The organism is Pseudomonas sp. NGC7 (assembly GCF_047159675.1).
Lineage (GTDB): Bacteria > Pseudomonadota > Gammaproteobacteria > Pseudomonadales > Pseudomonadaceae > Aquipseudomonas > Aquipseudomonas kermanshahensis.
Genome location: NZ_BAAFZY010000001.1, coordinates 5777041 through 5797856 on the forward strand (window position 1 = coordinate 5777041; position 20816 = coordinate 5797856).

General features: G+C 63.4%; 13 protein-coding genes and 2 pseudogenes. 8 read left to right on the forward strand and 7 right to left on the reverse strand.

Features of this window, described 5'->3' with window-relative positions:
- The first annotated feature begins 3 nt into the window (after positions 1 to 3).
- From tatB to ACMCNM_RS25865, 7 genes and pseudogenes are all read left to right on the forward strand, one after another.
- Entirely contained in the window at positions 4 to 390 is a 387-nt protein-coding gene (gene tatB, locus ACMCNM_RS25835) for a Sec-independent protein translocase protein TatB (RefSeq protein WP_027592412.1), read from the forward strand.
- Positions 387 to 1175, forward strand: a complete 789-nt coding sequence (gene tatC, locus ACMCNM_RS25840; protein ID WP_027592411.1) for a twin-arginine translocase subunit TatC — start codon at positions 387 to 389, stop codon at positions 1173 to 1175. Before tatB ends, tatC begins: the two co-directional genes overlap by 4 nt.
- The gene (locus ACMCNM_RS25845) at positions 1172 to 1879 is read left to right on the forward strand and encodes a 16S rRNA (uracil(1498)-N(3))-methyltransferase (protein ID WP_412765664.1); all 708 of its coding nucleotides are present in this window, start codon (positions 1172 to 1174) and stop codon (positions 1877 to 1879) included. Before tatC ends, ACMCNM_RS25845 begins: the two co-directional genes overlap by 4 nt.
- A gap of 101 nt (positions 1880 to 1980) precedes the next feature.
- Positions 1981 to 3042, forward strand: a pseudogene (locus ACMCNM_RS25850) (methyl-accepting chemotaxis protein); the annotation flags it as partial.
- A 141-nt stretch (positions 3043 to 3183) separates the two neighbouring features.
- Positions 3184 to 3897 (forward strand): methyl-accepting chemotaxis protein, encoded by a 714-nt coding sequence (locus ACMCNM_RS25855; RefSeq protein ID WP_412765961.1) that lies wholly within the window; start codon positions 3184 to 3186, stop codon positions 3895 to 3897.
- A 263-nt stretch (positions 3898 to 4160) separates the two neighbouring features.
- Positions 4161 to 5201 (forward strand): annotated as a pseudogene (locus ACMCNM_RS25860) (methyl-accepting chemotaxis protein); the annotation flags it as partial.
- 198 nt (positions 5202 to 5399) lie between these two features.
- Positions 5400 to 6104 (forward strand): methyl-accepting chemotaxis protein, encoded by a 705-nt coding sequence (locus ACMCNM_RS25865; protein WP_412765962.1) that lies wholly within the window; start codon positions 5400 to 5402, stop codon positions 6102 to 6104.
- Positions 6105 to 6233: 129 nt separating this feature from the next.
- Here the strand turns inward: ACMCNM_RS25865 and ACMCNM_RS25870 are convergent, their stop codons facing one another.
- The 7 genes from ACMCNM_RS25870 to pip all read right to left on the reverse strand — a co-directional run bounded on the left by ACMCNM_RS25870 (position 6234) and on the right by pip (position 15031).
- Positions 6234 to 6968, reverse strand: a complete 735-nt coding sequence (locus ACMCNM_RS25870; protein ID WP_412765963.1) for an amino acid ABC transporter ATP-binding protein — start codon at positions 6966 to 6968, stop codon at positions 6234 to 6236.
- Entirely contained in the window at positions 6961 to 7923 is a 963-nt protein-coding gene (locus tag ACMCNM_RS25875; protein WP_027592406.1) for an amino acid ABC transporter permease, read from the reverse strand. Before ACMCNM_RS25875 ends, ACMCNM_RS25870 begins: the two co-directional genes overlap by 8 nt.
- Before the next feature lie 78 nt (positions 7924 to 8001).
- Complete coding sequence (locus ACMCNM_RS25880) at positions 8002 to 8799, reverse strand: transporter substrate-binding domain-containing protein (RefSeq protein WP_099455914.1); 798 nt, start codon at positions 8797 to 8799, stop codon at positions 8002 to 8004.
- Between the two features lie 273 nt (positions 8800 to 9072).
- A complete protein-coding gene (gene mdoH / locus ACMCNM_RS25885; protein ID WP_412765665.1) occupies positions 9073 to 11646 on the reverse strand; it encodes a glucans biosynthesis glucosyltransferase MdoH in 2574 nt (857 codons plus the stop codon).
- Positions 11639 to 13363, reverse strand: coding sequence for a glucan biosynthesis protein G (locus ACMCNM_RS25890; protein ID WP_346010837.1), 1725 nt, complete (start codon positions 13361 to 13363; stop codon positions 11639 to 11641). Before ACMCNM_RS25890 ends, mdoH begins: the two co-directional genes overlap by 8 nt.
- Positions 13364 to 13625: 262 nt before the next feature.
- Positions 13626 to 14063, reverse strand: a complete 438-nt coding sequence (gene dtd, locus ACMCNM_RS25895; protein ID WP_186677192.1) for a D-aminoacyl-tRNA deacylase — start codon at positions 14061 to 14063, stop codon at positions 13626 to 13628.
- Positions 14060 to 15031, reverse strand: a complete 972-nt coding sequence (gene pip / locus ACMCNM_RS25900; protein WP_099455566.1) for a prolyl aminopeptidase — start codon at positions 15029 to 15031, stop codon at positions 14060 to 14062. Before pip ends, dtd begins: the two co-directional genes overlap by 4 nt.
- A 206-nt stretch (positions 15032 to 15237) precedes the next feature.
- Here pip and ACMCNM_RS25905 point away from each other — a divergent pair, with 206 nt between their 5' ends.
- Positions 15238 to 20802 (forward strand): dermonecrotic toxin domain-containing protein, encoded by a 5565-nt coding sequence (locus ACMCNM_RS25905; protein ID WP_412765666.1) that lies wholly within the window; start codon positions 15238 to 15240, stop codon positions 20800 to 20802.
- Positions 20803 to 20816 lie beyond the last annotated feature (14 nt).

Here is a 20816-nt window from a genome sequence, read left to right on the forward strand (position 1 = left end):
CCCATGTTCGGCATCAGTTTCAGTGAGTTGCTGCTGGTAGGCCTTGTCGCCTTGCTGGTGCTCGGCCCCGAGCGCCTGCCGGGCGCCGCCCGCACGGCAGGGCTGTGGATCGGCCGCCTCAAGCGCAGCTTCAACAGCATCAAGATGGAAGTCGAGCGCGAGATCGGTGCCGACGATATCCGTCGCCAGCTGCACAACGAGCACATCCTGCAAATGGAAGAGCAAGCCCGGCGCATCCTCAACCCCCAGACGCCACCGGTGCAGCCCCCTGTCACCACGGCCACGGTGCAGCCGCCCGCTGGGCTCGAAGCCACGCCAGACGCTACGCCGGCCGCCCCGACAGCGCCGGCCGCCCCCTCTGAACCGCCACAACCGCCGCGAGCCCCATGAGCGAAAATCCGGAACACGACCAGCCCATGCCGCTGGTCTCGCACCTGACTGAACTGCGCACCCGCCTGTTGCGCTGTGTCGCCGTCATCTTCCTGATCTTTGCCGGGTTGTTCTCCTTCGCCCAGCAGATCTACACCCTGGTGTCCGCGCCGCTGCGCGACCACCTGCCGGCCAATGCAACGATGATCGCCACCGACGTGGCATCGCCGTTCCTCACGCCGTTCAAGCTGACCATGATCGTTTCGCTGTTCCTCGCGATCCCGTTCATCCTTCAGCAGATCTGGGGCTTTATCGCACCTGGGCTGTATCGCCACGAAAAACGCATTGCCATACCCCTGCTGGTGTCGAGCATCTTCCTGTTCTACGCCGGCATGGCCTTCGCCTATTTCCTGGTGTTCCCGCTGATTTTCGGCTTCTTCGCCAGCGCCACGCCCGAGGGTGTGTCGATGATGACCGACATCGCCAGCTACCTCGACTTCGTCATGACCCTGTTCTTCGCCTTTGGCGTCGCCTTCGAGATCCCGGTCGCCGTGGTGCTGCTGGTGTGGATCGGCGTGGTCGACGTGAAATACCTGAAGAAGGTTCGCCCCTACGTGATCATCGGCTGCTTCGTGGTCGGCATGGTCCTGACCCCGCCAGACATCTTCTCGCAGACCCTGCTGGCCGTGCCCATGTGGCTGTTGTTTGAGGTCGGCGTGCTGTGTGGCAGCCTGATCCGCAAGCGCGGCGCGCACGATGAAGCGGCCAACGATCACAACGACCAGCCGCCAGCGACGCAACCGTGAACCTGCTGCTACTTGAAGAAGCCGATTTCATCGCGGCCGACCGCGTGGTGCTGGCCGACCGGCGTTTCACCCACATGCAGGAGATCCACAAGGTCGCGGTGGGCGATAGCCTGCGCGTCGGCCAGGTCAACGGCTTGATGGGCCGCGCCACCGTGGTGCGCCTGGAAGGCCATGAGGCAGAACTGCACGTCGGCTTCGACCAGCCACCGCCCGCCAAGCTGCCGCTGACCCTGGTGCTGGCCGTGCCGCGGCCAAAAATGCTGCGCCGGCTGTTCCAGACCATCGCCACGCTGGGTGTACCGCGCCTGATCCTGGTGAACAGCTACAAGGTCGAGAAGAGCTTCTGGCAAACGCCGTTCCTCAACCCCGACAGCATTCGTGAAAACCTCATCCTGGGCCTGGAGCAGGCACGCGACACCGTGCTGCCCGAGGTGATCATCGAGAAGCGCTTCAAGCCCTTCGTCGAAGACCGCCTGCCCGCCATTGCCGAAGGCACGCTGGGCCTGGTGGGCCACCCGGGCCCCTACCCCGACTGCCCGCGCGCCGTCGAACAAACGGTCACCCTGGCCATTGGCCCCGAGGGCGGCTGGATCCCCTACGAGGTCGAGCTGCTGGGCAAGGCTGGCCTGGCACCGGTGCAACTGGGCGAGCGCATCCTGCGCGTGGAGACTGCCGTGACCGCGCTGCTGTCGCGCATTTTCTGACGCATCAGTCAGTCTTTTCCCCCATCAAGTTTCTCTCTCCCAGGCCGATGCCTTGGCAACACAATAATTATCCGTGCTGCCAAGTTACCGGAGAGTCGAACATGTACCGATGGTTAGCCCACTCGCTGGGGAACGTAAGCGTCAATCGCAAGCTAGGCCTAGGCTTTGGCCTGGTATTGCTCCTGACCCTGGCCATTACCCTGACCGGCTGGCACGGCCTGGACAGCGTCATCGACCGCGGTGACAAGCTGGGCAATATTTCGGTGATCCAGCAGTACACCCAGGAACTGCGCATCGCCCGCCAGCATTACCAGCGCAACCGCGATGACGCCGCCGTCGCCGAGCTGGAAAAGGCCCTGGCCAACCTCGATCGCCAAGTGACGTTGATGCTGGGCCAGATCGACCACCCCACCGACCGTCAGCGCCTCGAACAACAACGCGAGGCGGTGCGCATTTACCAGCAAGCGTTCAACGACCTGAAGCAGGCCGGCCAGCGCCGCGAGGCCAGCCGTAGTGTGCTCGGCGACAGTGCCGACAAGGCCGTCGAGCTGGTCGCCCGCGTGCAGCGGGGCCTGCTGAAAGGGGGTGACATCGCGCAATACCAGTATGCGGTCGAGGTAAGTGCGCTGCTGCAACAGGCGCGCTTCCAGGTCCGCGGTTATACCTACAGCGGCAACGCCGAGTTCCAACAGACCGCACTGAAGGCCATCGACGCAGCCCTGGCCGAACTCAAGGCACTGCCCGCCAAGGTGCCGGCAGAGCATGCCGCCAGCCTTGACGATGCCGCCACCGCCATGGCCGGCTACCGTGATGCGGTCAACCAGTTCAGCAACGCGCAGACGGCCAGCGAGCAAGCGCTGCAACACATGGCCGACCAAGGCACGGTGTTGCTGCAAGCCAGCCAGGCGATGACCACGTCGCAAACCGCAGTGCGCGACGCTGGCGCCACCCAGGCCAAAACCTTACTCGCCGCCGCCACCGCCTTGGCCTTAGTCCTGGGCCTGCTGGCGGCCTGGGCGATTACCCGGCAGATCATCATCCCGCTGCGCCAGACCCTCAGCGCTGCCGAGCGCGTGGCCAATGGCGACCTAAGCCATGACCTGCAGGTGCAGCGCCGCGACGAGCTGGGCCAACTGCAGGCCAGCATGCAGCGCATGACCCGAGGCTTGCGCGAACTGATCGGCGGCATCGGCGACGGCGTCACGCAAATCGCCAGCGCTGCCGAAGAGCTGTCGGCGGTCACCGAGCAGACCAGCGCCGGGGTCAACAACCAGAAGGTCGAGACCGACCAGGTGGCGACGGCCATGAACCAGATGACCGCCACCGTGCACGAGGTGGCGCGTAGCGCCGAGCAGGCCTCGGAAGCGGCCCTGATGGCCGACCAGCAGGCCCGCGAGGGCGACCGGGTGGTGGGTGAAGCGGTGGCGCAGATCGAACGCCTGGCCTGCGAAGTGGCCAACTCCAGCGAAGCGATGAACCAGCTCAAGGCCGAGAGCGACAAGATCGGCAGCGTCCTTGATGTGATCAAGTCGGTGGCCCAGCAGACCAACCTGCTGGCCCTTAACGCGGCAATCGAAGCGGCACGCGCAGGTGAAGCCGGGCGGGGCTTTGCCGTGGTGGCGGACGAAGTGCGCAGCCTGGCCCAGCGCACGCAACAGTCGACCGAAGAAATCGAAGAGTTGATCGCCGGCCTGCAAAGCGGCACCCAGCGCGTGGCCAGCGTGATGGACAACAGCCGCCAGCTGACCGACAGCAGCGTCGAACTGACCCGCCGCGCGGGCGGCTCGCTGGAGACCATCACCCGGACGGTATCGTCGATCCAGGCGATGAACCAGCAAATAGCCACAGCGGCAGAGGAACAGACGGCCGTGGCCGAGGAGATCAACCGCAGCGTGATGAATGTGCGGGACATCTCTGACCAGACGTCGGCGGCCAGTGAAGAGACGGCCAGTTCCAGTGTCGAGTTGGCGCGGTTGGGTACGCACCTCCAGGGGTTGGTCGGACGGTTCCGGCTCTGATCAGCGATTTTCGGCGCGTGTGCCGGCATCTTCGCGGGTAAACCCGCTCCCACAGGTACAGCGCTACCCTCAAAGCCAGCGCAAAGCCTGTGGGAGCGGGTTCACCCGCGAAGAGGCCGCCACAGGCAGAGCCTTCCTACCAGTAACAGCGAAATTTCCTACCTGATTTTCAGGTCAAGTCCTACACCTCCGCTGCCGATGGGCAGGAGTGTCATGCCGGCATTGTGCCCGCACGACCTCTCTCAAATGGACGGAGACTCACCATGCTCGGTTACCTTAACCGCAGGCTCGGCAACATCGGTGTCGGCGCCAAGCTCGCCCTCGGCTTCGCCGTGGTCTTGCTGCTTACCCTGGCCACCACCCTCAGCGGTTGGCGCGCGCTGGATGGCGCCATCAGCCGTTCGGAACAACTCAGCGAAATCGGCCTGATCAACGACCTGGTCAAAGACCTCCGCGCAGAGCGCATCACCTACCGCGTGCTCAGTGATGACGCCAGCAGGTCGCGTATCGTGCGCATCCTCGATCAGCTGGAAGGCATGTTGGCTACCCTGCAGCAGCGCAGCAATGTCGATGACTCACGCCAGATGCTCACCCAGAAACTGCAGTTGCTGCAGCGTGTGCGCGACGACTTCGCTGAACTGCAACGCCTGGTCGGCCAGCGCCAAGCGCGGCGCGACGCGATGCAGGCACAGGAACAGAAACTCAACGACGTCATCGATGAGCTGCAGACCCAAGCCTTGCTGAAGATGCCCGACGATAACCGGCAAAGCGGCCTATTGGGCCTGATGGACACCCTTAGCCGTCACGTCGACGTTGCCAACCAGCAGAGCCTGGTGCCGGCCTATACCTTCTCGCCCGTCGAGGACTTCGCCAAGGTCGGTGACGCTGCCTTGAATGCCGCCGACAGCAGCCTGGGGCAGTTGCTCAAGGACCTTGCGCCCTTGGGCCTGTCGCGCACATTGACCGAACAACCCGGCACCGAACTGGCCAACTACCGCGCCAGCCTGGACCAGTACCGCAGCGTCGCTATACGGGTCGAGCAGTTGCAAGGCAACATGGAAAAGATGGGCGATGAACTCAGCGCCGTCAGCGTGGAGCTGGGCGAGCGCAAAGTCGAACAACGCGACAGCGAAGCCCTGGCCGCCCGCTCGTTGCTGACCAGCGTGGCCGTACTGGCGCTGCTGGTCGGCGTGCTCGCCGCCTGGCTGATCACCTTGCAGATCACCCAACCGCTGCGCCAGACGCTGACCTTGGCCGCCCGTATCGCCAAGGGCGACCTGAGCCAGGTCGAGCCGGTACTGCGCCGCGACGAGATGGGCCAGTTGCAGTCCAGCATGCGCGACATGACCGTGAGCCTGCGCGAGCTGATCGGCGGCATCGACCAGGGCGTCGGCCACCTGTCGCAGGCGGCCTCACAGCTGGCGGCCAGCAGCGAAGACACCAAGCTGCGCATCAGCCAGCAACGCGAAGAAACCGACCAGGTCGCCACCGCCATGAACCAGATGAGCGCGACGGTGCAGGAAGTCGCGCAAAATGCCGAGCAGGCCTCCATGGCCGCGACCAACGCCGACCAGCAGGCGCAGATGGGCGACCAGGTGGTGGCCGAAGCCATCGGCCGCATCGAGCAACTGGCCGGGCAGATGGACCATTGCCTGGCGGCCATGCAGCACCTGGCGGGCGAGAGCCAACGCATTGGCAGCATCCTCGATGTGATCAAGTCGGTGTCCGAACAGACCAACCTGCTTGCCTTGAACGCGGCGATCGAAGCGGCACGGGCCGGTGAAGCCGGGCGTGGCTTTGCCGTGGTGGCCGATGAGGTGCGGGGTTTGGCCCAACGTACCTCTACGGCAACCGAAGAGATTGGGCAGCTGATCGACAGCCTGCACAGCGGTACTGACGAAGTGAACCGTTTACTGGACAGCAGCAAGAGCCTGACCGAGCAGAGCGTGGAGCTGAGCCGCAAGGCCGGGCATGCGCTGGGGCAGATCACCGACACGGTGTCGAGTATTCAGGGCATGAACCAGCAGATTGCCACGGCCAGTGAAGAGCAAAGCGTGGTAGCCGAGCAAATCAACCGCAGTGTGCTGAATGTGCGCGATGTGTCGGACCAGACCAGCGCGGCCAGCGAACAGACGGCGGCGTCAAGCGGGGAGCTGGAGCAGTTGGGGCGGCAGTTGCGGGGGATGGTGGGGCGGTTCAGCCTTTAATACTGCTTGTGTTCATGCGCCTCCCTGTAGGAGCAGCCTTGTGCTGCGAAGAGGCCGGTAGACTACCCGTGATCTTCGCAGCGCTTACCGGCCTCTTCGCAGCACAAGGCTGCTCCTACAGGGCTGTCGTTACAGTACCTGACGCAGAAACGCCTGCGCGCGCGGGTCCTTCGGTGCATCGAAGAACTGCGCCGGCGGGGCATCTTCCAGCAATTTGCCGTGATCGAAGAACAGCACCCGGTCCGCCACTTCACGGGCAAAGCCCATTTCGTGGGTGACGCAGACCATGGTCATGCCTTCCTGGGCCAGGGTCTTCATCACGTCCAGCACCTCGCCGACCATTTCCGGGTCGAGCGCCGAGGTCGGCTCGTCGAACAGCATCACCTTCGGCTCCATCGCCAAGGCGCGGGCGATCGCCACCCGCTGCTGCTGGCCGCCAGAGAGGCGCGACGGGTACTCGTTGGCTTTCTGCGAAATACCCACTTTCTCCAGCAGCGCACGGGCCTTGGCCTCGCGCTCGGCCTTGCCGCGCTTGCGTACGACTTTTTGCGCCAGGCACAGGTTTTCCAGCACGGTCATGTGCGGGAACAGGTTGAAATGCTGGAACACCATGCCGACTTCGCGGCGGTAGGCGTTGATGTCGGTCTTCGGGTCGGCCAGTTGCAAGCCGTCGATGGCGACAACGCCTTCGTCGAAATGCTCCAGGCCGTTGAGGCAGCGCAGGAAGGTCGACTTGCCCGACCCCGAGGGGCCAAGCACCACCACCACTTCGGCCTTGGCCACGCGCGTGGTGACGTTGTCCACCGCACGCACGACGTGGCCGCGGGTGTCGAACACTTTTACCAGATCACGGACTTCAATCACTTTGCGCAAGCCTCCGCTCGAGCCGGCTGGCCAAATGCGACAGCGGCAGGTTGATTAGCAGGTACAAGCCTGCCACGCAGAACCAGATCTCGAACGTCGAGAACGAGGTGGTGATGGCCTCGCGGCCGCTCTTGGTCAGTTCGGTAATGGCAATTACCGACACCAGCGAGGTGTCCTTGACCAGGCTGATGAACTGGCCAGCCAAGGGCGGCAGCACACGCTTGAAGGCCTGGGGCAGGATCACGTGGCGCATCGACTGGCTGGCGTTCAAGCCCAGCGAACGGGCCGCCTCGTTCTGGCCGCGGGCAATCGACTGCACGCCGGCACGCACGATCTCGGCGACATAGGCGCCGGTGAACAGCGCCAGCGCAGCCACCCCGGCGAACTCGCGGGACAGGTTGAGCACAGTGCCGATGAAGAAGTAGAAGATGAAGATCTGTACCAGCAGCGGTGTGCCGCGCACCAGTTCGACGTAAACGGTCGACAGGTCACGCAGGGTCGGGTTGTTCGACAGCCGGCACAGGCCCGCGAACAGGCCGATCACCAGGCCCAGGGCACCGGACACCACCGACAGCCACAACGTGGTCCACAGGCCCCACGCCAACGGGCCTGCCGCCCAATGGCGGGTCACGCCGATCTGGTCGCCCTCAGCCACATCATCGCCACGGCTCAGCAGCAGGCTGTTGCTGTCGACGTCGAGCACCTGCTCGGCGCCCCCTTCTTCCTTCAGCGTTACGCGGGCAGTGTCACCGGAAACGACGATGTCCTGCACGGTGCCATAGCCGGCCGCGCGCTGGGCTTCTTCGGCCTGGTAGGCAAAATATTGCGGGACGCGGTTCCAGCGCCACTCGTAAGACATCATCGAGGTGGCCAGGTACAGGCTGACTGCCAGGCCCACCAACACCAGCGCGGTCAGCGCGTGCCAGGGCCACTGGGCTTTTTTGTGTTTGATCACGTGGGGTACTTCCGTAAATGCGAACGCGCAGGGTTTGCCTGCGCGTTGGGGTCAAAGGCTGGGCTTGTGGCCTGGGCCTTATTCCATTTCCTTCAGCCAGTCCTTGTTCTTGAACCACTTGTCGTGGATACGATCGTAGGTCCCGTCATGCTTGATCTGGTGCAGGAAGTTGTTGATGAAGTTGATGCTGTCGTAGTCGCCCTTCTTCAGGCCGAACGCCAGTGGCTCGTAGGTGAAGGGTTCTTCGAGGAACAGCAGCTTGCCAGCGCCGGCCTTTTCCACCGCCACCACGTTGTACGGGGCATCGTAGACGAAGGCATCGGCCTTGCCGTTGACCACGTCCATCACCGCTTCCTGCTCGTTGTCATAGCCGTGGTACTTGGCTTTGCCGATCAGCTTCTTGGAAACCATCTCGCCGGTGGTGCCGAGCTTGGAGGTGATGCGGTACTTCTCGTTGTTCAGGTCTTTGTAGGTCTTGATCTCGCCTGCCAGCTCCTTGCGGATCAGCAGGGTCTGGCCAACCACGATGAAGGGTTCGCTGAAGTTCAGGCGCAGGTTACGTTCCTGGGTCAGGGTCATGCCGCTGCCGATCATGTCGAACTTGTCGGTCAGCAGGGCTGGGATGATGCCATCATAGGCGGTGGAGACCGTCTCCAGCTTGACGCCCATGGACTTGGCCATGGCCTTGAGGATATCGACTTCGAAGCCGATGATCTCGCCACGCTTGTTGGTCATCTGGAACGGCATGTAGGTAGGGTCCATGCCCACTTTCAGGGTGCCGCGCTTGACCGCGTCTTCGATGGCGCCAGCCTGGGCTGCCGAGACCGCGACCAGGGCGGTGACACCGACCAGCAGTCGCGAAAGGTATTTCTTGATCATCACCAAGTCCCCTAGCAAGAAAAGAAGCAAATCTTATTGTTGGCACGGCCGTACGGCCGAAGCGTTCTATCGGAGAGGGATGCTAACGCATGGCGGCCCGGGGACCTAGAGCTGGGGGGGACTTTGTTGGCCAAAATCGAATAGAGGGGGCTATTGCTGGCGAGGGCTGCGCCCTCGTTTCGCGGCACAAGGCCGCTCCTACAGAGGCATGCATATCCTGTAGGAGCGGCCTTGTGTCGCGAATGGGCCGCAAAGCGGCCCCGGGGTCTATCAGGCGCCGACGAGTGCCGGTTGGCCTTCATTCTCTGGATGCAACGGCAACAACGGCGAGTGCGGGTCGTTTTCGATCGACGCACGCCACACATCGATCCACGCCGCGTTCTGCCCGGCCCAGACCTGCTCATGCAGGCGCGACAAGGCAACCGGGTCGCTGAGCAAGGCCAGGCGGGTGCTGAGGTCGAGCCCTTGCGGCCCCACTTCCAGCGCCTTGGCCACACGCTCGGCACGCAGCGCTTCGATCGGCGCTGCCTGGCCATGGCGAGCCGTCGCCATGGCGCAGGCCAGGGCGTTCTGCCGTGGGTCGACCACTGCCCGCACGAAGCCGTCATGCAGGGCATGCCAGCGGTTTTCGTGGGTGTACTGGTCGGTTGCCAGCAGCTCTTGCGGCGTGGCGTATTCCTCAGGGATCAGGAACAGCTTCTCGTCCTTGGCCGCCAGGCCCAGGCGGGTACGGCTGGAAATCACCGACACCGGGATCGACAGCACCAGCGAACCCACGATCGGCGCCAGCCACCACAGGAAGCTCGGGTTCAGCCAGGCCACCAGCGCTGCCCAGGCAAAGCCCAGCAGGGTTTGTGGGCCATGGCGGCGCACGGCTTCGCTCCACGGCGTGGAGTCGTCGTCACGCTGCGGCGAGTTCCAGGTCGCGGCCCAGCCGAGGAACGCGGCCAGCACGAAGCGGGTGTGGAAGATCATGCGCACCGGCGCCAACAGCATGGAGAACAGCATCTCCATCAGCATCGACAGGGTGACCTTGATGCGCCCGCCAAACTCGACCGCACCCTTGGCCCAAATCAGGATGATGCTGAGCAGCTTGGGCAGGAACAGCAGCACGATGGTGGTGGAGAACAGCGCGACGGCCTTCTCCGGGTGCCATTGTGGCCACAGCGGATAAAGCTGGTACGGCTCGATGAAGTACTGCGGCTCCATCAAGGTGTTGGTCGCCAGCAGCGCCGTCGACAGCACCAGGAAGAAGAACCACAACGGCGCCGACAGGTACGACATCACGCCGGTGAGGAACACCGCACGGTGCACCGGGTGCATACCCTTGACCAGGAACAGGCGGAAGTTCATCAGGTTGCCGTGGCACCAGCGGCGGTCGCGCTTGAGCTCGTCGAGCAGGTTCGGCGGCAGCTCTTCGTAACTGCCCGGCAGGTCGTAGGCAATCCACACGCCCCAGCCGGCACGCCGCATCAGCGCGGCTTCGACGAAGTCGTGGGAGAGGATCGCACCGGCGAACGCACCCTTACCCGGCAACGGCGCCAAGGCGCAGTGCTCGATGAACGGCTTCATGCGGATAATCGCGTTGTGGCCCCAGTAGTGCGACTCGCCCAGCTGCCAGAAGTGCAGGCCGGCGGTGAACAGCGGGCCATACACGCGGGTGGCGAACTGCTGCATGCGCGCATACAGGGTATCCATGCCCGACGCCTTGGGCGCGGTCTGAATGATGCCGGCGTCCGGGTTGGCCTCCATCAGGCGCACCAGGCTGCTCAGGCACTCGCCGCTCATGACGCTGTCGGCGTCGAGCACGACCATGTACTTGTACTCGCCACCCCAGCGACGGCAGAAGTCGTCGAGGTTGCCGCTCTTGCGCTTCACCCGGCGCCGACGGCGGCGGTAGAAGATGCGGCCAAAGCCTTTGGTCTCGCGGCACACGTCCAGCCAGGCCTGTTGCTCGGCCACGGCGATGTCGGTGTCGTTGGTGTCGCTGAGCACGAAGAAGTCGAAACGGTCGAGGTTGCCGCTGGCGGCCACCGACTCGAACGTTGCCCGCAGGCCGGCGAACACGCGCGGCACATCTTCGTTGCAAATCGGCATGACCAGCGCGGTGCGTGCCTCGGGCGCGATCGGCTCATTGCCGGCACTGCTGCCGGAAATGCGGTACTTGTCGCGACCGGTGAGCAGCTCGAGGAAGCCCATCAACGCGGTCCAGAAGCCCGCCGACACCCAGCAGAACAGGATGCCGAACAGAATCAGGATGGACGTCTGCAAGGCATACGGCCAAACCTGCACGACGGTATCCCACAGCGGCTGGTTGACCACCTCGTCGAGGTCGACGAACGACCAGCCCTGGTACGGCAGGATGCCCTTCATGTACCAGCCGGCAACGATGGTCTGGCCGATCATCAGGGTCAGCAGGATATAACGGCGGATCGAGCCGACCGTGCGCCAGCGGGCCTTGGGCAGCTCACGCTGCTCTGGCTGCGGCGCGTTGGTGCGCCCGGTCAAGCGGCGCCACATGCGGATCAGCACGTTGGTGCGCCAAGGCTCGGGCACGACACGGGTGCGCTTGATCGGCGGTGCGATTTTCAGGCACAGCCGGCCGCTGCCGTCGACGCCGAGCATTTCGGCGTCTTCGAGTTCGGCGGCGCTGCCCACGGTCAACCGCGGGCCCACCGAAGCCTGCACGGCCTCGGCGGCGTTGGCGGCCGGGTTGGCCGCCAGGCGTTGGTGCAGCTCACTGAACGAGGTACAGCTGGCGAGTTCCGCGCGCTGCTCATCGCTCAGTGGGAGGTGGGCCAGGTATTCGCCAAGCGATACCGGCCTTGCGCTTGAGTTACTCATCGGCAGGCAACTGATAGGTCCAGGTCTCGGTCAGCACTTTTTCGGTGGTGGCCGGGGTACCGTTGGTGGACGCCGCATCGGCGGCAGGTTGTTCGGCCTTGGCGTCTTTGTCGGCCTTGGCATGCTTGGCAGCGGCCTTGTCCTGCTTGGCGTCCTTGGCAGCAGGCTTGGCAGGCTCGACAGGCACGTCGCGCACCAGCGCAGCGCGCATTTCCGTCGATTTGTTGGCTTCCTTGACCTTCAACCGCAGGGTCAGGCGCCAGCCTTTGCTTTCTGGGTTATAGCGCAGGTTGTTCTCGACCACCTCGGCGTTATCGCCAACGCTGACCTGGCTACGTACCGCGGCGTCTTCCGGCAGGGCAGCCAGGTTGGCACCGGCGAAGTCGACGATGAACGCCACGCTGCCGTCAGGCTGACGGATCAGGTTGGACTGTTTGACGTCGCCCGTGGAACGCATTGTCTGAGTGACCGAGGCCAAGTCCTGGGCCTGGAACTGGGCTTCCTGGATGGTCCAGTGCAGGCGGTAGTCGTACTCGAACGGCTTGCCTGGCTCCGGCAGGGTCTCTGGGCTCCAGAAGGCCACGATGTTGTCGTTGGTTTCGTCGGCAGTCGGGATCTCGACCAGGTCGACGGTGCCCTTGCCCCAGTCACCTTTTGGCTCGATCCAGGCGCTTGGGCGCTTCTGGTAGTTGTCATCAAGGTCTTCATAGTCCTTGAAGTCGCGATGACGCTGCATCAGGCCGAAACCACGCGGGTTCTCGACGCTGAAGTTGCTCACGGCCAGGTGTTTCGGGTTGTTCAGCGGGCGCCACAGCCACTCGCCGTTGCCGGCATGGATCGACAGGCCTTCGGAGTCGTGCAAGGCCGGGCGGTAGTTCATGACCCGGGAAGGCTGGTTAGGGCCGAACAGGTACATGCTGGTGAGTGGCGCGATGCCCAGGCGGCTGACGTGGTCACGCAAGTAGACCCGCGACTTGACGTCGACCACGGTGTCGCTGCCCGGACGCAGGGTCAGCTTGTAGGCACCGGTGGAGCGCGGCGAGTCCAGCAGGGCGTAGATCACCAGGTGCTTGTCGGTAGCCTTCGGCTTCTCGACCCAGAACTCGGTGAACCGCGGGAACTCCTCGCCCGACGGCAGCGCGGTGTCGATGGCCAGGCCACGAGCCGACAGGCCGTACACATGGCCCTTGCCGACCACGCGGAAATAGCTGGCGCCAAGCAGGGTCATGATCTCGTCCTGCTTGTCGGCCTTGTTGATCGGGTAAAGCACGCGGAAACCGGCATAGCCTAGGTTCTTGGTGGTTTCCGGGTCGTGCGGCACGTCACCGAACTCGAAGCGGCTCGGGTCGTACTTGATTTCTTCGACCTTGGTAGCGGTGACTTCGTTGATTTTCACCGGGGTGTCGAAGTGCATGCCCTGGTGGTAGAACGAGAGCTTGAAGGGGGTCTTGTCCTTGGCCCACTCGGCCTTTTCCTGCAGGAAGTGAATCTTCTGGTAGTCGGCGAACTTCATGTCGCGGAACACCGCAGGCAGATTGCTCTTCGGTGCTTCGTACTTCTGGCCGGCCAGATCCTTTGCCTTGGCTGCAACATCGTCAAGATTGAATGCCCACAGCTGGCCCGCGTTCATCAGGCCGACCAGTGCCACACTGGCCATCAGGGCCTTACGTAGCCGAATGCCGGGGATTCTTGATGCTTTATGGGGACTAACAATCACGAGCAACCCTCGCCGAAAACAGATCATGAAACCAACGGCCAGCGACTAATGCCGGGTTGGCGAGCACTGTTCGGACCCCGTGAGGGCGTAATGATTCCCCAAACGGATCCAGACAATGCTCGAGTCAGAGTGAAACGAACCTGCGAACGCAGGTCCATGCAGCGCGCGATTATCCAGCAGGTCGCGTGACAACGCATCAGGCTGGACTAACTATTTATCGTACAAAACCCCTTGTTCTCCTACAAACAAGGGGTTTTTGACCTCATATTTGTAACATAAATGTTACGGGGCCATCATTGACCAGGTGCACCTGCATGTCCGCACCGAAGCGCCCACTCGCCACCTCGGCGTGCTGGCCCTTCGCTTGCGCTAAAAGATAGTCGAACAACTCGGCACCGAGGGCAGGCGGTGCCGCCGTCGAGAAGCCCGGCCGCATGCCGCTGCGCGTGTCCGCCGCCAAGGTGAATTGCGACACCAGCAGCAAACCGCCCCCAACATCCTTGAGCGACAGGTTCATCTTGCCCTGTTCGTCGCTGAACACGCGATAGTTAAGCAGCTTGTGCAACAGCTTATCGGCATGTTCCCGGGTATCTTCAGGTTCGACGGCCACCAGCACCAGCAGGCCTTGGTCGACGGCGCCGACGATCTCGCCGGCCACCTCTACCCGCGCGCCACGCACGCGTTGCAACAGCCCCTTCATGCTTCTTCCAGGGGCAGGTCGAGCAAGCGCCGGGCCATCTGGTCGGCGGCGCGCACCAGGGCATCGGTGATGCCGGGCTCTGAGGCCGCATGGCCAGCATCGCGAATGACTTTCAGCTCACTGTTGGGCCAGGCCTGGTGCAGGGCCCAGGCGTTGTCCAGCGGGCAGATCACGTCGTAGCGGCCATGCACGATCACCGCCGGCAGGTGGGCGATCTTGGGCATGTCGCGGATCAGCTGGTCCGGCTTGAGGAACGCATTGTTCATGAAATAGTGGCATTCGATGCGGGCAATCGACAGCGCCCGCTGCGGCTCGGAGAAGCGGTCGACCACCAACGGGTTGGGGCGCAGCGTGGCCGTACGACCTTCCCAGGTGGACCAGGCCTTGGCGGCGTGCATCTGGGCGATCTGGTCGTTGCCGGTCAGGCGCTTGTGGAAGGCCTTGACCAGGTCGCCGCGCTCTTCTGGCGGGATCGGCGCAATGTAGTCCTGCCAGTAGTCGGGGAACAGGCGGCTGGCGCCTTCCTGGTAGAACCATTCGATTTCCTGCGGGCGGCACAGGAAGATGCCGCGCAGGATCAGGCCGTGCACACGCTCGGGGTGGGTCTGGGCGTAGGCCAGGGCCAGGGTCGACCCCCACGAGCCGCCAAACAGCACCCACTTGTCGATGCCCAGGTGCTTGCGAATGCGTTCCAGGTCTTCGACCAGGTGCCAGGTGGTGTTGTTCTCCAGGCTCGCGTGGGGCGTGGAGCGGCCACAGCCGCGCTGGTCGAAGGTGATGATGCGATACAGGTTGGGGTCGAAGTAACAACGGCTCTGCGCGTCGCAACCGGCGCCCGGGCCACCGTGGATGAATACCACGGGTAAACCTTCCGGCGAGCCACTTTCGTCGACATACAGCACATGCGGCGCTTCCACGGCCAGATCGTGCCGGGCGTAGGGTTTGATCTGCGGGTAGAGGGTCTGCATTGCGCACTCCGTGTGAGGATTAAGTCTGCCGTTGGGCATCATAAACCTGAATTGCGCTTTGAGCATGTCCTGTTGCCATCCTTGGTCCTATCCCATCCGCAAGACGGATGGCGGCGCCCGTCAGCCTGGCAAAAACACATAACTACCTCAGTGGCCCCGGCCTGCTGAACATACTTGCGAGCCCACCCAACCTTGGAGGCTCTTGTATGAACCCGTCTTCCCCTACCCCCTCGCGCAACACGCCTTTGCACGCCGCACGGATAGGCCACGCCACCCCGCCATGGCTGAAGGCTGCCTCCAGCGAGGCGTACCAGTCGCTACGCGACGCGCAGGGCAAGGTACCGCCGTGGTTTGAAGCAGCGCTGCAGGATCAACCAGGCATCGCACGCGCGCTGGCTCAGGAACATGCCCAGCACCGCAGCCACGCGGCGCAGGTCCAGGCGCTGTTCGCCTCGCTGCCAGACCTGCACACCTTCGCCAGCGAGCAACTCACACAAGCCATCAAGGCACGCTTCGACCTGGATGTTGAGGTGTCCAACACCTACCTGGTCGATGCCAGGCTGATCCAGACCGAACACGCAATCGATGCCCGACAAGCCGTCGACCGGGCAACCCGGTCGCTCCTGCAATGGGCATTGCACAATTTTGATGCTGACGCGTGCGCAGCGGATGGCATGGATGCGCCGCAGGCCTTGCTGAAAAAGTCGGTGGTACTGGACCACCGGCGCTTCATGGGCACCGTGCCCTTGACCAATACCGTGGCGATTCCCGCACACGCGTTCGCCGAGCTGTGCCGTACCTTGGACATCGGTGGGCGCTATCACAAGCAGGTCTATGACATTTACTACCCGGCCCCAACCGGCGACCAAGGGCCCCATGAGGCGGCCCTGCAGGTGTACGAAACACTCGCCCGTGCCGAGCAATCCGCGTTCAGGCAAAGCCTGCACAGTGCCTGGTTGCAGGGGCATATCAGCCAGGGCTTTTATGACGCGGCGCTGGCCGCCCCGCTGGACGCGCCTCTGCCGCACACAGGCAGCTCACTCACGTTCAGCCTGCTGACATTGTGGGAGGTCGAAATTGTCGGCATGGCAGTGCTGCAGTTGCAGCCCGACAGTGGCTCACAAAACGCCAGGGTCGCACTGTACAACCCCGACGACCCGCACACCCCGCTGAAGGAATACGCCTCTTTCGACGCACTGGAAGCCGCGCTGCGCGACGCGCTCCGACTGGACATCCATTACCTGGACAACTGCCTGGCGGCCCGGGACAAACCGTCGATCCAGCAAAAGCTCCAGGACCGGTTGACCCCCATGGGCTGGAGCACCCGCGGCCTGCATGAGCGGGTCACAGACCCGCAGGCAACGCTCGAACCGATACCGCACAAGGCCAGGTACTCGTTTCTAGGCACCTTGGTGACACAAAAGGTGGCCCGTCATGAAAAGGACGCCCTCTTCCATGCCGTTCCCACCTGGGCTGTCGACCTACTGTCTGCCAAGCGTCACCGAGAGGCCATCGCCGGGAAGGTACTGACCACGCTGAACATCGCGGGCTTTTTCGTCCCCGGCCTTGGCGAAGCGATGCTCGCGGTGTGCATCGCGCAGCTGGGTTACGAAGTCTATGAGGGCATCGAAAGCTGGAGCAACGACGACAGGGAGCAAGCCCACCGCTACCTGATCGATGTGATGGAAAACACCGCTACCCTGGCTGCCTGGGCGGCGGCGGGCTATGTCGTGAAGGAAGGGATCGGTGCTGTGCTGGCAGGTAAGCCAGAGGCCCCCGTGCTTGAAATCCCCGAAGTGGATACCCCTTCTTACATCGAGGAACTCGAAGAAGTCGATTTGCCGGATGGCGACACTCGGTTGTGGAAACCCGACCTTGCGCCCTTCGCCCACGATACGCCCTTGCCAGCGGGCCTTGAGCCGGATGAAACCGGGCTGTACAGCCATGCCGGCAAGCGTTGGCTGATGCTGGAGGGCCAGCTGTATGCCGTGAAGCAAACCCCGCCGAGCAATGCCTACCGGATCGAACACCCGCGCAGGCCCCAGGCCTACACACCTGCCTTGCAGCACAACGGCGCCGGCGCCTGGCTGCATGAGCTGGACAGGCCCCTGGCGTGGCAAGGCATGGCGCTGTTCCGGCGGGCCGGGCACCTTTCTGCGGCGTTCGATGAAGCAACAGCGACACGAATCCTGCAGGCCTGCGGTATTGACGAAGCGGTGTTGCGCCGGTCGGTCGCTGACAGCCAGCGCCTGCCCGCGCTGCTGGAAGATACCTTGACCCGCTTCAACCTGGACCAGCAGATCGGGCAATTGCCTGCGGACGCTGAGCCTGGCCTGCCAGGTGCCGAGTTCGAGGCCCGCTATCGCCAGCTACCTGCCACCCAGGCCCCTGGCGCCAGTGTGATCCAGCACATTTATCCACAGCTTCCCGACACCATCACCCAGGAGTTGTTGCGCAACGCCAACCCGCTTGAGCTGCAACAGTTGGTGGCCGGGCGAGTGCCCCTGCGCATTGGGCAAGAGATCCACCTTTATCAGGCGAACGTCCGGCTAACGCGTGCGTATGAAGGGGTGTATCTGCAGAGCCTACGCAACTGGGACACCGATCAACTGGTCGTGCAGACGCTCGGGCAACTGCCCGCTTGGCCAGCCGATACCACCCTCGTGCTTGAACAGCGCCAGCACTCACCCATCCAGCTCACGCGTCTCGGGCCGCCGGACGGGCCAGGCCGCACCACGATCGTCAGCGCCAGAGCAGGCTATCTCGTGCTGGGCAATGACCACCCGGATGCACGGGTTGTCACGCACAATTCCCTGTACGGCGCGCTGTTCGAGGTGCTGACTGCCGCTCAACGCGAAGCACTGGGTATCGTCGACGAGCAAGGCCTCAGGCACTTGGTTCAACAGGTGCCGCCGATGCCACGTTCGGCCCTGCGCAAGGTGCTCGGCATGCAACCCGTGCGCCCAGGCTTTCGCTCGCCACTGCGCTTGGCCGATGGCCGCCTTGGCTATCCCCTTGGCGGCATGCGCCACCGCGCCGCAAGCATTTCACGGCACACCTTGCTCAGCTCGATCCGACAGATAGGCCAACACGCCCCCAACCCCCGGCCTGCCGAGCAGATTCTCACCGCGCTGGAGCACAGGGCCCTCACCCGCGCTGACATCGAAGAAAGGCTCAGCACCTTGCTGGAACAACGTGATGAACTGCACAGCCGGCTGGACGACTGGCGGCGGATAGCGGCGCTGGCGCCTCGTCAGGCCCCGGATGATTTAGAACGGGTGTTGAATGCAATCGCTCAGCATTGGTACGAGCGCGCATTCCTGACACCCACCGACATCGCGCCCCCCCTTCGCCTGGAACGCCTGTCGCTGCACGATTTCCCGCTCAACCTGCCGGAATTCTTCACGGCCAACGTCACTGACCTGCAATTGATCGAAACAGCGCCCGAAGATTTCGCCGGCTGGAGCCATCACGCCCCCCACCTCAATGGCCTGCTGCGACAGTTCGCAAACCTGCGGTCGCTGGAGATCAGCCGCGCCTACCGGCCTGGGGCCTTGCCTTCGCCGTTTCAGTTCAGCCTGCCGGTGATTGCCCAGCACCTGCCCGCGCTCGAATCGCTGAGCCTGACCCATCAGAACCTCTCGCTGTCCTCGACCGACATCGACAGCCTGGCGGGGCTCACTCACCTGCGCCGGCTGGACCTGAGCGGCAACCGCTTGTCCGAGCAGTACCCCCCGCGTTTCAACGAACTGTCACTCGACTACCTGGGCCTGGACAACCTGGCGCTGGACCACTGGCCAGAGGGGGTTGGGTTCAACGCCGTGACCCAAATACGTCACATTGGGCTGCGCAATAATCAGATCACGATGCTGCCACGCTTCCTGCTGGACAACCGAATCAACCTTACTGATCACGCCGTGCTCTCATTGCAGGGCAATCACCTGTTCGAGGACGACCTGCTGCGCGTGATGATGAGCGAAGATGGCCGCGCCTCCCGCTTCGAGGTAGACCGCAGCGAAGCCTTCAGCGCCCGCCTGGCCCTGCAACTGCAACGTCGCCAGCAGCTACGCAACGCCATCGACGACTATGTGAACGCCTCCAGCTCCAACGCGCCGGTCAGCCAGGCCGTGATGGCCACCAGGACCCGTGTGGCAACAGCGTTGAACGAGTTCTGGCATTACCAGGAGATCGGGCTGACGCGGGCAGCCCTGCGCCTGAACGACATTGCGCTCGAGCATTTCCCCAGGCTCTTGCCGGCATTTTTCACCGAACAGGTGCATAACCTTGCACTTGAGCGGGTAAGTGGCTCAACCGCCCAGCTCGACGGGCTGTTCCGCCAGTTCCCGCAGGTGACGCGCCTGTCTGTCGATGCTTATCAGCAGGCAGAGCAGACACTGCCTTCGGCCCTGCTGCGCCTGCCCGGGCTGACCGACATTGCCTTGCGCAACGCTGGCCTGGTGATCGACCAGCAGGTGATCAATACGCTCGGTCGCCTGCCCACGCTTAATTCGTTGGACCTCACAGGCAACCGCATGGGGCTGATCACACAGGCGCCTGAAGCGCTGCAAACGCTGCGCCGCCTCGACCTGAACGCCATGGGCCTGGAACAGTGGCCAAGCTGGGTGGACAGCCTGCTGCCGCTGGAGCTGCTGGACCTCAGTGAAAACCGCCTCACCGAATTGCCTGCGCACATCCTGGCCAACCTCGACAACAACTTCCCCATCAGCTCGATCTTGCTGTTCAGCAACCCGCTCAGCGACGAAGCCGTCATGCGCGCTCGCGCGTCCTCGGATAGCCAGCACAGCTTTACCTTTGGCATCGACCTCTCGGACAGCATGAGTGAGTCCTCGACAGAAGGCGCGATGGCCGGCCACTTCCACTTACCCTTCCTGGACCCCGCTGCCGATGCGCCCAACCTGCAGGACTGGCTGCTCGCCTCGGACGTCGAAAACGAAGCCCTGAAAGATTGCTGGGACGCCCTCCAAGCATCGGGCAATGCCGGGAACCTTCTGGCGCTGGTAGGCCGCCTGCGCAATGCCGCCCCTTACCAGAATGGCAAAAGCCGTGTGGCGTTCTGCGCACGGGTGCGCAAGGTGTTGGTGAGTGCGGTGGTCAACCCGGACGACCTTGTGCTGTTCAACCATCAGGCCAGTGAGGCATTGCTGCAGGAAAACGGCGACCAGACCTGCCACGACGGCGCCTTGCTGGTGTTCCAGAATATTGAGCTGTACATCGCCAACCAGCGTTTGCAGTTCGATGCGGCAGATACCGAAGGCAACCTCTACCGGGAACTGCGCCGTTTGTATCGCCTGCAGGCACTGGATGAAATCGCCAAAAGCGAGACTGCCCGCCGGGATGAAGCAGAGGTGCGCCTCACCTACCGACGCGAGCTGAACACCCCGCTTGACCTGGGCCAACCCGAAGACACCCTGCGTTACGCGATCAGTGCCAGCATCGATGAGTTGGCGCATGCCGAGCTGCAGGTCCAGCGCGGCGAGCTTGGCGAGGATTTCCTGAATTTTGCGGCCGCCAACGCTCGGTGGGTCCAACATTTGCGCCAGGCCTACGCCGGTCGTTTTGCTGAAATCGAGCAAAGCTACCAAGCTCAGGTAGCAGACCTTCCAGATCAGTTTCCGGACAGGCCCCTCGACACGCTTACCGAAGCATTCGAGGCGTTGGAACGGAGCAAACAAGCCCGCGAGGCACGCCTGATCCGCGAACTCACCTCATTCGCCAACCCAGACCGCAGGCCACGTTCCTCGACTGAGTAGCCCCCACCCGGCAA

Bases quoted from the DNA above. Each gene is read 5' to 3' on its own strand.
- tatB (WP_027592412.1), top strand. From the start codon at position 4: ATGTTCGGCATCAGTTTCAGTGAGTTGCTGCTGGTAGGCCTTGTCGCC.
- tatC (WP_027592411.1), top strand. From the start codon at position 387: ATGAGCGAAAATCCGGAACACGACCAGCCCATGCCGCTGGTCTCGCAC.
- ACMCNM_RS25855 (WP_412765961.1), top strand. From the start codon at position 3,184: ATGAACCAGATGACCGCCACCGTGCACGAGGTGGCGCGTAGCGCCGAG.
- ACMCNM_RS25865 (WP_412765962.1), top strand. From the start codon at position 5,400: ATGAGCGCGACGGTGCAGGAAGTCGCGCAAAATGCCGAGCAGGCCTCC.
- mdoH (WP_412765665.1), bottom strand. From the start codon at position 11,646: ATGAGTAACTCAAGCGCAAGGCCGGTATCGCTTGGCGAATACCTGGCC.
- dtd (WP_186677192.1), bottom strand. From the start codon at position 14,063: ATGAAGGGGCTGTTGCAACGCGTGCGTGGCGCGCGGGTAGAGGTGGCC.
- pip (WP_099455566.1), bottom strand. From the start codon at position 15,031: ATGCAGACCCTCTACCCGCAGATCAAACCCTACGCCCGGCACGATCTG.
- ACMCNM_RS25905 (WP_412765666.1), top strand. From the start codon at position 15,238: ATGAACCCGTCTTCCCCTACCCCCTCGCGCAACACGCCTTTGCACGCC.